Genomic DNA, 14,086 nt, shown 5'->3' with positions numbered 1-14,086 from the left:
GACGGTGTGCGGGACGCGTGGACGGGAGCGGGGTCAGATGCCGCGCGGGCGCAGGACCCGTTCGGCCAGACCGGCCAGCCAGTCCACGGTCAGGGCCAGGGCCATGGTCAGGGCGCTGCCGACGACGAGGACCGGGGTCCGGTCGAGGGAGATGCCGGAGGAGATGACGGAGCCGAGGCCGCCGGCGTTGGTGAACGCGGCGAGGGTGGCCACGCCGACGTTCAGGATCAGCGCCACGCGGATGCCGGCCAGCATCACCGGGACCGCCAGGGGCAGTTCGATGGTGAGGAGCACGTGGCGGGGGCTCATCCCCATGCCGCGCCCCGCGTCGATCAGCGCGGGGTCGACCTGGCGGATGCCGACCATGGTGTTGCGCAGCACGGGCAGCAGGGCGTACAGCACGAGGGCGACCACGGCCATCCAGAAGCCGACGCCGAAGACCATGGCGAGGATCACCAGCACACCGATGGACGGCACCGCCTGGCTGGCGTTGGCCACCGCGAGCACGACCACTCCGGCCCTGCTGATGCCGGGCCGGGTCAGCAGCACGCCGAGGGGCACCCCGACGGCGATGGTCAGCAGCGTCGAGGCGGCGACGAGCTGGACGTGCTCCCACAGTGCGCTCGTCACCGCCTCGGAGGTCAGGGTGCGGCTCTCGATGGAGTCCAGGTGCAGGGAGCCGACGTAGGCCCAGAGGACTCCGAGCAGGGCGAGGACGACCAGCGGCTGGATCCACGCCCTGGAACGGCGTGCTCCGGGGCGGGTGGAGACCGCCTGGACCGCCGCGGTGCTCATGAGAGGACCTTCGCCGGCTGGGCGGCGGCGGTGAGCAGGGTCTGGAGGTCGAGGTAGCGGCTGCCGTCCCCGGGGACGGTGACCTCGATGCCCTCCGCGCGGGAGGCCAGGACCAGTTCGAGCGCCCGGTGGACGCTTTCGTCGCCGTCGATCGCGATGACGTTCGCGGCGCCCGGTGCGACGACCGGGGCGGTGGCGACCACGTCGGCGACCTTCAGCAGGGACAGCCGCCGGACCGGAGCGCCGGAACCGACGAAGTCGCGGACGAAGTCGTCGGCGGGGTGGGTGAGGATCTCCAGGGGGGTGTCGAACTGCGCCAGCCGGGAGCCGGGCCCGAAGATGGCGATGCGGTCGCCCAGCCGCAGGGCCTCGTCGATGTCGTGCGTGACCATCACGATCGTCTTGCGGATGCGTTCCTGGAGCCGCAGGAACTCCATCTGGAGCTTCTCCCGCGCGATGGGGTCCACGGCACCGAACGGCTCGTCCATCAGCATCACCGGCGGATCGGCGGCGAGGGCGCGGGCCACACCGACTCTCTGCTGCTGGCCACCGGAGAGCTGGCGGGGGTACCGGTCGGCGTAGGTGGCCGGGTCGAGTCCGACCGTCTCCAGGAGTTCGGTCGCCCTGCGGCGGCGCTCGGACTTCTTCGTCCCGAGCATCTTGGGCACGAGGGCTATGTTGTCCGCGATCGTCAGGTGGGGCAGCAGGCCGATCTGCTGGATGACGTAGCCGATGCCGCGCCGCAGGTCGTCCACGTCGGCGTGGGTGACGTCCCGGCCGTCGATGAAGATCCGCCCGTGGGTCGGTTGGACGAGCCGGTTGATCATCCGCAGGGTGGTGGTCTTCCCGCATCCGGACGGGCCGACCAGGACGACGAACTCGCCGCGCCGGATCTCCAGCGAGAGCTCGGAGACGGCCGCCGTGTCCTGGCCCGGGTACTGCTTCGAGACCGCGTCCAGAAAGATCATGGTGTCGGAGCCGGGGGCGGCGCCGGGGGTGGTCCTGTCAGACATGCAGGCCTCGCAGAGCAGTGATCCTGGCGATCACGACGAACAGCAGGTCGAGGACCAGAGCGACGAGCACCACTCCGATCACTCCGGACAGGGCTTCCTCCAACGCGTTGGCCCCGCCGATGCGTTCGAGGCCGCGGAAGATCAACTGGCCCAGCCCGGGGCCCCGTACGACCGCTCCGATGGCCGCCGTCGCGACCAGCATGATCGTCGCCGTGCGGATCCCGTTGAGGATCACCGGCCAGGCCAGCGGCAGGACGACGGTCCGCATCCGCTGCGCCGAACCCATGCCGAGACCACGCGCCGCCTCGACGACCGCCGGATCGACCTCCTCGATGCCGGTGACCGTGTTCCGCAGGATCGGGAAGATCCCGTAGACGGTGAGGGCGGCGATCGTCGGGGCGATGCCGAGCCCGAGGACCGGGATCATGAGCGCGAACAGGGCGAACGACGGGATGGTCAGCAGGGACCCGGTGACGGACAGCAGGACGTGGCGCGGGCCGGGGGCGGACTGGGTGAGCAGGGCGAGCCCGATCCCGATGACCGCGGACAACGCGACGCTGATCAGGACGAGTTCGATGTGCTGCTCGGCCAGGAAGATCAGGTAGCCGGAGTTGTCGCTGAGGTAGGAGACGAGGCTCATGGGGTGGCCGACCCCCCGCGGGCACGGCTCGCGACCGTGCGGAGGGCCGGCGTCAGGGGGCCGGCGGGTGCGCACGCGGAACGGGGACGAGCGAGATGTCGCATGGTGTTCTCCGGTGATGAGGTCCTACGGGGATGCGGTTCGGCGGTTCGGCACGCGAACGGACCGGTGCGGGTGGCCCTCGGGGCCGGTCAGAGGTCGCCCGGGGCGGCGCCGGGGCGCACGTCGGAGCGGAGGGAGGCCTGCAGGGCCTTGACCGCGGCGAGCAGGTGCCCGCCGAAGGCCTGGATGTGCGGTTCGATCCGGAAGGCGGGACCGGAGATGTTCACCGCGGCCTTGATCCGCCCGGTGAAGTCCCTGACCGGTGCCCCGATGCCGAGGAGCTCCGGGTCGAAGATGCGGTTCGCGACCGTGTATCCGCGCTCGCGGGCCTCCCGCACCTGGGCGAGGAACGCGCGGGCCTCCCGGTCCGAGACCCCGCCCGCACCGCGCCGGGCCAGGTCGAGGACGTGCTCGTCCTCGTAGTCCATCACCAGGGCCATGCCGCTGGAACTGTGGTGGACCGGGATCGTACGGCCCACCCAGTTCGCGGCCTCGATCGAGCGCCGGGAGCCTTCCGACAGCACGGTGAGCACCTCGCCGTCGCTGAGCACGCTCAGGTAGGTGCGCTCCCGTACGGTCTCGGTCAGCCTGAGCAGCAACGGGGCCGCGAGCTTGGTCAACCGCTGGTCCCCCGCCCGGACCGCCAGCGCGAAGAGCCGCCAGCTCAGCTCGTAGCGCCCCGAGTCGCGTCGGGCGACCATGCCCGTCTCCAGGAGGCTCTTGAGCTGCCGGGACACGACGGACTTCTCGCGCTCCAGCACCCTGGCGACGTCGGCCACGCTCAGCCCGTCCGGGAAGACGGCCGGGTCGGCCGAGGCGAGCGCGTCCAGGATCGCCATCACACGCGAAGCGCCGCTTCGCGCGGCTTGTGTCCGTGCGGTCTGCTTGTGCTCAGGAGCCATACCGGATCCTCTGTAGCGGTATGAAAGGGCAGGAGAAGGGGCGGCAGCGCCCGCGACACGGTGTCGCGTCCGCCGCACCGCCCGCGGCGGGCCGTCAGGCCGAGACGCTCCGTGCGGGAGCCGCGGAGACGCTGAACGCCTCGTCGAAGAACTCCTTCAGGCGGTCGCACAGGAGCAGGAACTCCGGGTGGTCGCCGTACATGAAGTCGTTGTGCCGCCCCTGGATCGTGTACAGGGTCTTGGGCGAGGCGGCGGCCGCGTAGAGGGACCGGGCCTCCTCGTAGGGGTGCAGCGCGTTCTGCTCGCCGTGGCCGATGAAGAGGGGGATCGGCGCGAGGTTCGCCACCACGTGCTCCACCTTCAGGTCCAGGACGGACTCCGTGAACTGCAGGCGGGTCGGGTGCCCGAAGCCGTGGACCTGCGAGAGCTCCTTCTCCACGTAGTCACCGGTCGCGGGGTCGAGCGGGTAGTGGGCGAAGGTGTCCGCCAGCCTGGACTCGCCGCGCAGGACCCGGTTGACCCGGTCGTCCCGCACCTCGTCGACGATCTTCAGGAACTCGTCGTAGGTGTGGATGGACCGGAGCCAGCGCTCGCCGTCGTAGAAGCCGTTCAGGGCGGCCACGCCGGCGACGTCGCCGGTCTTCTCGGCGGCGAGGACGACGTTGGCGGCACCCATGCCCCAGCCGACCAGGCCGACCCGGCGGGGGTCGACGGTGTCCTGCGAGCGGAAGAACGTCACCGCGTTGCGTACGTCCTGGGCCTGCTCCTCGATCAGGACCCGGCCCTTCTCCCCCTCGCTGTCCGCCATGCCGCGGTAGTCGAAGCCGAGGCAGACGAAGCCGCGCTCGGTCATCCGCCGGGCGAACAGCTTCGGGTAGAACTCGTTGAATCCCTGGTAGCCGGAGTTGATCACCAGCGCCGGCTGCGGCCCGCCGTCCGGCAGGTCGTCGGGATGGTAGATCGTGGCCTTGAGGCGGCTGCCCTCGCTGTAGAACGCGGTGTCCTTCTCGATCACGGTGCTTCCTTGGGTGGGTCCGACCGGGGAGACCAGCAGGTCTTGGGCGGCCACTCTCAAGGCATGATGCGGTCAGCGCAACAGTGGAGTGCATATTTTGCAACGGCCGTGCGCGCCGGGACGCCGTGATGGGGCCGGACCTGAGCACCACGTCCGACCCCACCCGTCCGCACCTCGTCGGCGAACGTCTCTCAGCGCTTGGCGACCTTCCTGGTCGCCCGCAGCCACTCCTTGTTCATGCTGGTGATGGAGACCAGCGGAATCCCCTTCGGACAGGCGGTCGCGCACTCGCCGGTCAGCGTGCAGCCGCCGAAGCCCTCCTCGTCCATCTGCGCCACCATGTCGAGGACCCGGGTCTCCCGCTCCGGCGCCCCCTGGGGCAGCACGTTGAGGTGGTTGACCTTGGCCGAGGTGAAGAGCATGGCCGCTCCGTTGGGGCAGGCGGCCACGCACGCCCCGCACCCGATGCACTCGGCGTGCTCGAAGGCGAGGTCGGCGTCCGGCTTGGGCACCGGCGTGGCGTGTGCCTCGGGAGCAGATCCGGTGGGCGCCGTGATGTACCCGCCGGCCTGGATGATCCGGTCGAAGGCCGTCCGGTCCACGACCAGGTCCTTGATGACCGGGAACGCGGACGCCCGCCACGGCTCGACGTCGATCGTGTCGCCGTCCGAGAAGGACCGCATGTGCAGTTGGCAGGTGGTCGTCCGCTCGGGTCCGTGGGCGTCGCCGTTGATGACGAGCGAGCACGCGCCGCAGATGCCCTCGCGGCAGTCGTGGTCGAAGGCCACCGGGTCCTCACCGCGCAGGATGAGCTCCTCGTTGAGGGTGTCCAGCATCTCCAGGAAGGACATGTCGGACGAGATGCCGTCCACCTCGTACGTGGACATCGCTCCGTCGGCGTCGGCGTTCTTCTGCCGCCAGACGCGCAGGGTGAGCTTCATGCGTAGCTCCGCTGGGTGGGGTGGACGTACTCGAAGACCAGGTCTTCCTTGTGCAGGACGGGGGCCTCGCCGGTGGCGGTGAACTCCCAGGCCGCCGCGTAGGCGAACGCGTCGTCGTCGCGGGCCGCTTCGCCGTCCGGGGTCTGGGACTCCTCGCGGAAGTGGCCGCCGCAGGACTCGGCGCGGTGCAGCGCGTCGAGGCACATCAGCTCGGCGAGCTCCAGGTAGTCGACGACGCGGTTCGCCTTCTCCAGCGACTGGTTGAACTCCTCGCCGGTGCCCGGCACCTTGATGCGCCGCCAGAACTCCTCGCGGATCTGCGGGATGCGCTCAAGGGCCTTGCGCAGCCCGGAGTCGGTGCGGGCCATCCCGCAGAACTCCCACATGAGTTCCCCGACTTCACGGTGGAAGGAGTCCGGGGTGCGGTCGCCGTCGACGGCGAGGAGCAGGTGGAGCCGGTCCTCGGTCTCCGCCAACACCTCCTGGACGGCGGGGTGTTCGTCGGTCACCGCGTCCTGGTGCGGGTTGCGGGCGAGGTAGTCGTTGATGGTGGCCGGCAGCACGAAGTAGCCGTCGGCGAGGCCCTGCATCAGCGCGGAGGCGCCGAGCCGGTTGGCCCCGTGGTCGGAGAAGTTGGCCTCACCGATCGCGAACAGGCCCGGGATCGTGGTCTGGAGGTCGTAGTCGACCCACAGGCCGCCCATCGTGTAGTGCACGGCGGGATAGATCCGCATCGGCACCTCGTACGGATCCTCGTCGGTGATCCGCTGGTACATGTCGAAGAGGTTGCCGTACTTGGCCTCGACGGCCTTGCGGCCCATGCGCTGGATGGCGTCGGCGAAGTCCAGGTAGACGCCCTGTCCGCCCGGTCCTACTCCCCTGCCCTCGTCGCAGACGTTCTTCGCGGCGCGGGAGGCGATGTCGCGGGGGACCAGGTTGCCGAAGGACGGGTAGATGCGCTCCAGGTAGTAGTCGCGCTCGTCCTCGGGGATCCGGTTCGGCGGGCGGTCGTCGCCCTTGGCCTTCGGCACCCAGATCCGGCCGTCGTTGCGCAGCGACTCGCTCATCAGCGTCAGCTTGGACTGGTGGTCGCCGGTGCGCGGGATGCAGGTGGGGTGGATCTGGGTGAAGCAGGGGTTGGCGAAGAGGGCCCCGCGGCGGTGGGCCCGCCAGACGGCGGTGGCGTTGGAGTTCATGGCGTTCGTCGACAGGTAGAAGACGTTGCCGTAGCCGCCGGAGGCCAGTACGACGGCGTCCGCGAAGTAGGTGTCGATGCGGCCGGTGACGAGGTCCCGGGCCACGATCCCGCGCGCCCTGCCGTCCACGACGATCAGGTCGAGCATCTCGGTGCGCGCGTGCATCTCGATGTTCCCGGCCGCGATCTGCCGGGAGAGTGCCTGGTACGCCCCGAGCAGGAGCTGCTGACCGGTCTGGCCGCGGGCGTAGAAGGTCCGGGAGACCTGGACCCCGCCGAAGGAGCGGGTGTCGAGCAGACCGCCGTACTCGCGCGCGAAGGGCACGCCCTGCGCCACGCACTGGTCGATGATCTCGACCGAGATCTGCGCCAGGCGGTGGACGTTGGACTCACGCGCCCTGAAGTCGCCGCCCTTGACGGTGTCGTAGAACAGCCGGTGGATCGAGTCGCCGTCGTTGCGGTAGTTCTTGGCGGCGTTGATGCCGCCCTGCGCGGCGATGGAGTGGGCGCGGCGCGGGGAGTCCTGGTAGCAGAACTGGACGACGTGGTAGCCCTGTTCGGCGAGCGTGGCGCCCGCGGAGCCGCCCGCGAGACCCGTGCCGACCACGATCACCGTGTGCTTGCGCCGGTTGGCGGGGTTGACCAGCTTGGCCTCGAAACGGCGCTTGTCCCAGCGCTCGTTGACGGGGCCCTGCGGGGCCTTGGTGTCGACGACCGGCGCTCCGGTCGAGTAGTCCGCGTAGGAAGTCATGTTCAGCTCACCACTCCGGTCATGACACCCACGGGTACGGCGATGAAGCCGGCCGTGAGCAGCAGTGCGAGGACGTTCGCGACGGCCTTGAGGGCGCGGTCGCGGGTGCGGCTGCCGACGCCGAGGGTCTGCGCGGCGCTCCAGAAGCCGTGCCGGACGTGCAGGCCGAGGGCGAGCATCGCGACGATGTAGATGACGTTGCCGTACCAGGTGGAGAAGGTGTCCACGACGTTCTGGTAGGGGTGGCCCGCCTGGAAGCCGCCGGAGTGCACGGTGCCGGTCGTCAGGTCGAGGAGGTGCCACACGATGAACAGGCCGAGGATGATCCCGCCCCAGCGCATGGTGCGGGTCGCGTAGCTCGCCCGCGGCTTCCTGTGGACGTACTTGCTCGGGCGCGCCCGGATGTCGCGGCGGCTGAGCTGGTAGGCCGAGGTGGCGTGCGCGACGACGGCGAGGACCAGCACGATCCGGATGAGCCAGAGCGTCCACTCGTAGTGCATGAACGGTTCGCCCACCGTGCGCAGCCAGTGCGCGTAGTGGTTGAACTCGCCCGCCCCGAAGAAGATCTTCAGGTTGCCGATCATGTGGACGACCAGGTAGAGCAGCATGATCAGGCCGCTGACGGCCATCACGGTCTTCTTGCCGACGGAGCTGTCCCACACGGTGCGTGCCATGGACGGCCGTCGGTCCGTCCGCGTTGCCAGAGCCATGGGTCAAGACGCTAGAGCCGAAGGGCCCGATCGGTCCAAGACATGGTCCGGCTTGATTCCATAGGGAGCGGCTATCGTAGGAGGATGCAGTTCCAGCAGCTCCAGTACTTCGTGGCGGTCGCCGAGACCCGCCACTTCACCCGCGCGGCCGAGGCGGTCCACGTCGCCCAGCCCTCGCTGTCGCAGCAGATCCGGGCTCTGGAACGCGAACTCGGTGCGGACCTCTTCACACGGGCCCGCGGCAACATCACCCTCACCGACGCGGGCGAGGCCCTGCTGCCGCTGGCCCGCCGCATCCTCGCCGACGCGGACACGGCCCGGCACGAGGTGCAGGAGTTGGTGCAGCTCCGCGGCGGCCGGGTCCGGCTCGGCGCCACCCCGAGTCTGTGCACGGGCCTGCTGCCGGACGTGCTGCGCGCTTTCCACGACCGCTATCCCGGCATCCGGCTGATGATCGAGGAGGGCGGCTCCCACGATCTCGTACGCCTGCTCGCGCGCGGCGCCCTGGACCTGGCCCTGGTGGTGCTCCCGCTGCCGTCGCCCTCCCCGGCGCTGACCACGGTGGAGCTGCTGCGCGAGGACCTGGTCGTCGTCTCCTCGCCGGAGGCGCCCGCGCCCGGGGGGACCGGCCGCCGTACCGTGCGCGTCGCCGACCTGGAGAGCGAGCCACTGGTGATGTTCCGGCACGGCTACGACCTGCGTGAGCTGACGGTGGCCGCGTGCCGTGCCGAGGGCTTCGAGCCGGACTTCGCGGTGGAGGGCGGCGAGATGGACGCCGTCCTCGGCTTCGTGCGGGCCGGCCTGGGCGTGGCCGTCGTGCCGCGCATGGTCGCCACCCGGTCCGGACGCGGACTGCGGGTCACCCCGCTCGCCCGCCCCGGCCTCCACCGGACGATCGCACTGGCCCACCGCAGCGACGTGGCTCCGCCGCGGGCGGCACGGGAGTTGCAGCGGATGCTGCTGGAGCACTAAGCATGGTCGCCACACGGTCCGGGCGGGGGCTCGCCCAGCCCGGAATGCACCGGACGATCACGCCGGCCCACCGCAGCGACGTGGCCCCGCCACGGGCCGCACGGGAATTGCAGCGGATGCTGCTGGAGCGCTGAGCGTGGTCGCCACGCGGTCCGGGTGGGGGCTCGCCCAGCCCGGACTGCACCGGACGATCACGCCGGCCCACCGCAGCGACGTGGCCCCGCCACGGGCCGCACGGGAGTCGCAGCGGATGCTGCTGGAGCGCTGAGCGTCTGCTGACGCCGGAACAGCTCGCGGAGGTGCGGGAACGGTTGCGGGGGTACGGACAGCGGGCCTGGTGAGGTGCCGGGTTCGTCGTCGGGCGGGTGCGGGCACGCTGTGGCCGATCGCGCAGTTCCCCGCGCCCCTAAAGGCCCGGTCGCCACACGCTCCGGGCGAGAGCTGCGGGTCACCCCGCTCGCCCGCCCCGGACGATCGTGCCGGCCCACTCGCCACGCGCGGCACGGGAGTTGCAGCAGATGCTGCTGCGGCGCTGAGCGGTCGTAGCATGGGATGCCGCTCGGTGGGGGCGGTTCGGACGGGGGTGGGCGGGGATGAGACGGCGTCTCGTCGCGGTGGGCGTGGCACTGCTGGTGCTGGCGGGGTGCGCGGGGAGCAACGCGTCCGGCGGACCGGGGAGCCCGGCGGGCTCGTCGCCGTCCGGCGCATCGGGGCCGACGGTGGAGACGACCTCGGCGTCCGTCTCGGGCCCGTGGCGCGCGTGGACGGCGTCCCTCTCCAGCCCTGAGGCGCACGGCGGTTGCGGTGCGACGGCCCACCAGATGGTCTGTGCGACCGCCTCCGGTGGACTGGTGGGGCGTTCACGGGCCGACGGCCGGGTCGCCTGGACGGTGTCCGCCGGCGACCGCGGCAAAAGCGCAGGACTGGTCGTCGACGCGGCCGACGAACGGGCCGTGACCGGGGTCGCGGGGGTACTCCGCGCGGCGAACCTGCGGACGGGCACGCGGGCGTGGACCCACCGGTCCCCCACCGGCAGCGCCTACGTCACCCTCGGCGCGGCGGACGGTGTCGTCTACGCCCTCGCCATGACTGACGCCACGTCAAGAACGGGCGTACTGGAGGCCGTTCGTGCCTCCGACGGCACGCCCCGCTGGCACCGGAACGTCACCTGGAGCACCGGCGAACCCGTGGCCGCCTTCCGGAACCGCGTCTACACGGCCGACGGCACCCGGGTCACCGCCCGCGACGCCCGCACCGGCGCGACCCTGGCGACCAGCCCCGTGAACGTCGAGTGCCCGCACCTCGTCACCGGCGGTCACTACCTGGTCTGCACCGGCAGCCCGCTCTCCGCCGGGGACACCTTCGCGCCCATGCGGCGACTGGACCCGGCGACGCTGAAGCCGCTGCCGACCCCGAGGAACACGGCCGACAAGCCCGTGCGCGGGGTGATCTCCGACGACGGTGTCCTGGTGCTGTACGAGGCGGGCGCCGAGGACACGAGCGCGGGCAACTGGTACGCGTACGACCTGGAGCGCGACCGCAGACTGTGGAGCACCTACGCCACCGAGGCGGACGCCACCGTGACCGCCGGCCGGTTCGTGACCTTCACCCCGGGCAACGACCGCGCCACACGGGGCCGCGTGCTCACGCTGGACCTGCACGCGGGCCCGCGGGGCACCGGAAGCGCCGCGCCCCGCATGAGCCCGGCGTACGCGCAGACCAGGGACGGCGAACACCCCGTGCTCGTCGCACCGGGCGGGGCCACGGGCCACGTCGTCGTCATGGCCCGCACCCACGGGTCGCTGCGCTCGCTCCGGTTGCCCTGAGGGACCGGGGCGGTCAGCCCGTCGCGTCCACCAGGGCCAGCTCGTGCAGCCGCTCCGGCGGGCCCGGGCGGGCGTAGTACCAGCCCTGTGCGGTGTCGCAGCCCAGTATCCGCAACTGCTCGGCCTGGGCCCCGGTCTCGACGCCCTCGACCGTCACCGCGAGGTTCAGGCCGTGGGCGAGCGAGACGATCCCCTCGACGATCTTGAGGTCGACCGGGTCGGCCGGGAACTGCTGCATGCTCTGGGTGAAGGAGCGGTCCAGCTTGAGGACGCTGACCGGCAGACGGCGGAGGTTCGCCAGGTTCGAGTAGCCGGTGCCGAAGTCGTCCAGGGCGATGTCGACGCCCATCTCGGCGAGCCGGCGCAGCGGCTTGAGCAGGTCGTCGTCGGCGCCGATGAGGGCCGACTCCGTGACTTCGAGGCAGAGCGCGTCCGGCTCGACGCCGGCCCGCTCCAGGATGTCCACGGTGTCCTGGACGAGGCCGGGGTGGCTGAGCTGGCAGGGCGAGAGGTTGACGTTGATGCGGAGCGGGCCGCCCGCGGTGTCCTCGCCGTACCGTTCTCGCCACTCGCGGGCCTGACGCACCGACTGCTCCAGGACCCAGCGCCCGAGCGGCACGATCAGCCCGGTGTGCTCGGCGAGCGGGATGAAGCGGTCCGGGCCGAGGACGCCGTGCTGCGGGTGCAGCCAGCGCACCAGTGCCTCGGCGCCCCGCACACTGCCGTCGCCGAGGTGCACCAGCGGCTGGTACTCGATGAAGAACTCGCCGCGCTCCAGGGCCGCGGGGAGCTGCGTGGTCAGCCCGTGCCGGGTGATGGCGCGGGCGTCGGCCTCCGGGTCGGCCAGCTCGAAGCGGTTGCCGCCCGCCGACTTGGCCCGGTACATCGTGATGTCGGCGCTGCGCAGCACCTCCGCGGGACCCCGCTCCCCCGCCGGGCCCTCGACGATGCCGATGCTGCCGCGCACGGTCAGCTCGCGGCCGTCGATACGGACCGGGGCGAGCAGGACGTTCATGATGCGCGCGGCGAGGTCGTCGACCTCGCTCTCGGTGTCCGGGCCGGTGGTCAGCGCCACGAACTCGTCACCGCCGAGGCGCGCGACCATCTCGCCCGGCGCGGTCGCACAGGACTGGAGCCGGTCGGCGACCTCGACGAGCAGCCGGTCGCCGGCCGCGTGGCCGAGGCTGTCGTTGATGGTCTTGAATCCGTCGAGGTCGAGGTAGCACAGGCCGAACCGCTGGCCCTCGCCGGCGCTGAGCGCCTTCTCCAGGCGTTCGAAGAACAGGGTGCGGTTGGGCAGCCCGGTGAGGGCGTCGTGCGTGGCCTCGTAGCGCAGCCGGAGGTTGAGCAGCCGGCGCTCGGTGGTGTCCTCCATGAGGGCGAGCTGGTACTGCGGGGTGCCGTCGGCGTCGCGCAGCAGGGAGACCGTCAGGTTGGTCCACAGGACCGTGCCGTCGGGGCGGTAGAAGGCCTTTTCGAGGTGGTAGTGCTCGCGCTCGCCGCGGACGAGCTCGTCGTAGAGCGTCCAGGTCTGCGGCGCGTCGTCGGGGTGGGTCCACTCCTGGACCCTGCGGCCGCGCATGCTCTGGTCGGTGATGCCGAACATGCGCAGCAGGGCGCCGTTGACCTGGAGGACGTTGCCGTCCAGGTCGGCGATGCCGATTCCTATGGCCGCGCCCTCGAACACCGCGCGGAAGCGCGCCTCGGTCGCGTGCAGCGCCTGTGCCACCACGCCCTGCGCCTCCAGCGCGGCCTGCGCGATGGCCTCCTGCTCGCCCAGCGTCCGCTCGCGCAGCGCCTGCGCGAACCCGGCGGCCATGGCGTGCTGGAGACGGGAGCACCGGGACCTGAGGTCCTCGCGGTCGCCGTCGCCGCCGCAGTAGAGCACCAGGTAGGCGTCCACGCAGTCCAGCGAACGGCTCAGCGCCTCCGGGTCGGTGCAGTGCACGCCGACGAGGGCGGCGCCGACCGCTCGCCCCTCGTCCGTGTCGACGGTCCTGGCCACGAGCGCCTCGCTCAACCGGCGGGCCAGCGGCAGCAGTTGCTCCTCGAACTCCGCCCGGGTCGCGGACGTCGACGTCACCGGGAACACGGCCCGGCTCCAGATCGTCGCGAACCGGCGCAGTCTGTCCTCCGGGCCGTCCGGCTCCGCGCTCACGCCGCCCGCCCCACGCCGCCGAACTGGGAGAAGGCCCACGGGTCCTCGTCCTCGGGGTCCCAGTTCTCCGACTCCGGCCGCCACCGCGGCATCGGTACCAGTCCGGGTTCCACCATGTCGTACCCCTCGAAGAACCGTGCGATCTCGTTGTGCGAGCGCATGATCAGCGGGTTGCGGATGTCGTTGTACACGTCCATCGCGCCCTGGACCTGCTCCTGCGACAGCGGGATTCCCTCGTAGGCGGCATGCGTGAGCACCAGCAGGCTGCCGGGCGCGAACGCGTCGCGCAGCTCGGCCACCGCTCCGTAGGGGTCGTCCGCGTCTTCCACGAAGTGCAGTATGGCAACGAGAAGCACCGCCACCGGACGGTTCGGGTCGATCAGCCGCCGTACCTCGGCACTCTCCAGGATCTCCTGGGGCTTGCGGAGATCGGCCGCGACGACACCGGCGTCCGGGTTGTCCGCGATGACCGCCTGACTGTGCGCGACCGCCACCGGATCGTGGTCGACGTAGACGACCCGGGCACCGGGGCTGGCGCTCTGGGCGACCTCGTGGACGTTGCCGAAGGTGGGGATGCCGGAGCCGATGTCCAGGAACTGGGTGATGCCCTGATCGACCGCGAAGCGCACCGCCCGCCGCATGAACGCCCGGTTCGCCTGCATGATCTTCGGCAGTCCCGGGACGTGCTCCATGGCCTTGCGGGCGGCCGCCCGGTCGGCCTCGAAGTTGTGCGAACCGCCCAGGTAGAAGTCGTAGATACGCGCCACGCTCGGCACCGAGATGTCGATGCTTCGGGGAGCCCAGGCGGGACGCTCCATGTATCTCTCCAAGGCGTAGGCGATCCGGTGTTCGAGCTGAGGCTACTGATCGCCCGCCAAAGGAGCGAGCGGAAACGGAAATTGACCGTCCGTTCCCGGTCACTGCCTGCGGCACGTGCCGCCATGACGCGGCTGTGAACTGCCTACGAACCGTAGGCGCCGCACTCCGGAGAGTTCCGGAACGGGCGCCGAATCGCGGGGCGTTGGGGGAAATGACGGCAAACCGGTCCGACCCCTCCGTGCGGCGC

At 71.2% G+C, this 14,086-nt stretch carries 14 protein-coding genes; 4 read left to right on the top strand and 10 right to left on the bottom strand.

Annotation, left to right across the window (positions count from 1 at the left end; translation table 11 throughout):
- Positions 1–33: 33 nt before the first annotated feature.
- From ACZ66S_RS11965 to ACZ66S_RS11930, 8 genes are all read right to left on the bottom strand, one after another.
- Positions 34–795 (bottom strand): ABC transporter permease, encoded by a 762-nt coding sequence (locus tag ACZ66S_RS11965; protein WP_469901365.1) that lies wholly within the window; start codon positions 793–795, stop codon positions 34–36.
- The gene (locus ACZ66S_RS11960; protein ID WP_469901364.1) at positions 792–1,808 is read right to left on the bottom strand and encodes an ABC transporter ATP-binding protein; all 1,017 of its coding nucleotides are present in this window, start codon (positions 1,806–1,808) and stop codon (positions 792–794) included. Before ACZ66S_RS11960 ends, ACZ66S_RS11965 begins: the two co-directional genes overlap by 4 nt.
- Entirely contained in the window at positions 1,801–2,448 is a 648-nt protein-coding gene (locus ACZ66S_RS11955) for an ABC transporter permease (protein WP_469901363.1), read from the bottom strand. Before ACZ66S_RS11955 ends, ACZ66S_RS11960 begins: the two co-directional genes overlap by 8 nt.
- Before the next feature lie 191 nt (positions 2,449–2,639).
- Positions 2,640–3,452, bottom strand: a complete 813-nt coding sequence (locus ACZ66S_RS11950; RefSeq protein ID WP_469901362.1) for an IclR family transcriptional regulator — start codon at positions 3,450–3,452, stop codon at positions 2,640–2,642.
- Positions 3,453–3,546: 94 nt separating this feature from the next.
- Positions 3,547–4,467, bottom strand: a complete 921-nt coding sequence (locus ACZ66S_RS11945; RefSeq protein WP_469901361.1) for an alpha/beta hydrolase — start codon at positions 4,465–4,467, stop codon at positions 3,547–3,549.
- Between the two features lie 191 nt (positions 4,468–4,658).
- A complete protein-coding gene (locus tag ACZ66S_RS11940) occupies positions 4,659–5,408 on the bottom strand; it encodes a succinate dehydrogenase/fumarate reductase iron-sulfur subunit (RefSeq protein WP_469901360.1) in 750 nt (249 codons plus the stop codon).
- On the bottom strand, positions 5,405–7,354 hold the full coding sequence (locus ACZ66S_RS11935; protein WP_469901359.1) for a fumarate reductase/succinate dehydrogenase flavoprotein subunit: 1,950 nt from the start codon (positions 7,352–7,354) through the stop codon (positions 5,405–5,407). Before ACZ66S_RS11935 ends, ACZ66S_RS11940 begins: the two co-directional genes overlap by 4 nt.
- A gap of 2 nt (positions 7,355–7,356) precedes the next feature.
- Complete coding sequence (locus ACZ66S_RS11930) at positions 7,357–8,028, bottom strand: succinate dehydrogenase (RefSeq protein WP_469901731.1); 672 nt, start codon at positions 8,026–8,028, stop codon at positions 7,357–7,359.
- 120 nt (positions 8,029–8,148) lie between these two features.
- Here ACZ66S_RS11930 and ACZ66S_RS11925 point away from each other — a divergent pair, with 120 nt between their 5' ends.
- From ACZ66S_RS11925 to ACZ66S_RS11910, 4 genes are all read left to right on the top strand, one after another.
- Entirely contained in the window at positions 8,149–9,036 is an 888-nt protein-coding gene (locus tag ACZ66S_RS11925; protein ID WP_469901358.1) for a LysR family transcriptional regulator, read from the top strand.
- A gap of 2 nt (positions 9,037–9,038) precedes the next feature.
- Positions 9,039–9,170: a hypothetical protein gene (locus ACZ66S_RS11920; RefSeq protein WP_469901755.1), complete on the top strand. Its 132-nt coding sequence runs from the start codon at positions 9,039–9,041 to the stop codon at positions 9,168–9,170.
- 2 nt (positions 9,171–9,172) lie between these two features.
- On the top strand, positions 9,173–9,304 hold the full coding sequence (locus ACZ66S_RS11915; protein WP_469901357.1) for a hypothetical protein: 132 nt from the start codon (positions 9,173–9,175) through the stop codon (positions 9,302–9,304).
- Positions 9,305–9,629: 325 nt separating this feature from the next.
- Positions 9,630–10,862, top strand: a complete 1,233-nt coding sequence (locus ACZ66S_RS11910) for an outer membrane protein assembly factor BamB family protein (RefSeq protein WP_469901356.1) — start codon at positions 9,630–9,632, stop codon at positions 10,860–10,862.
- A 13-nt stretch (positions 10,863–10,875) separates the two neighbouring features.
- On the opposite strand, the gene ACZ66S_RS11905 is transcribed toward ACZ66S_RS11910, so the two are convergent.
- The gene (locus ACZ66S_RS11905; RefSeq protein WP_469901355.1) at positions 10,876–13,020 is read right to left on the bottom strand and encodes a putative bifunctional diguanylate cyclase/phosphodiesterase; all 2,145 of its coding nucleotides are present in this window, start codon (positions 13,018–13,020) and stop codon (positions 10,876–10,878) included.
- The gene (locus ACZ66S_RS11900) at positions 13,017–13,838 is read right to left on the bottom strand and encodes an SAM-dependent methyltransferase (RefSeq protein ID WP_469901354.1); all 822 of its coding nucleotides are present in this window, start codon (positions 13,836–13,838) and stop codon (positions 13,017–13,019) included. The genes ACZ66S_RS11905 and ACZ66S_RS11900 overlap by 4 nt, the downstream gene beginning before the upstream one ends.
- Between the last annotated feature and the right edge of the window lie 248 nt (positions 13,839–14,086).

The organism is Streptomyces sp. NPDC107471, from assembly GCF_055582845.1.
The sequence above is the reverse complement of the archived record's forward strand: the minus strand, read 5'-3'. Positions and strand labels throughout refer to the sequence as shown.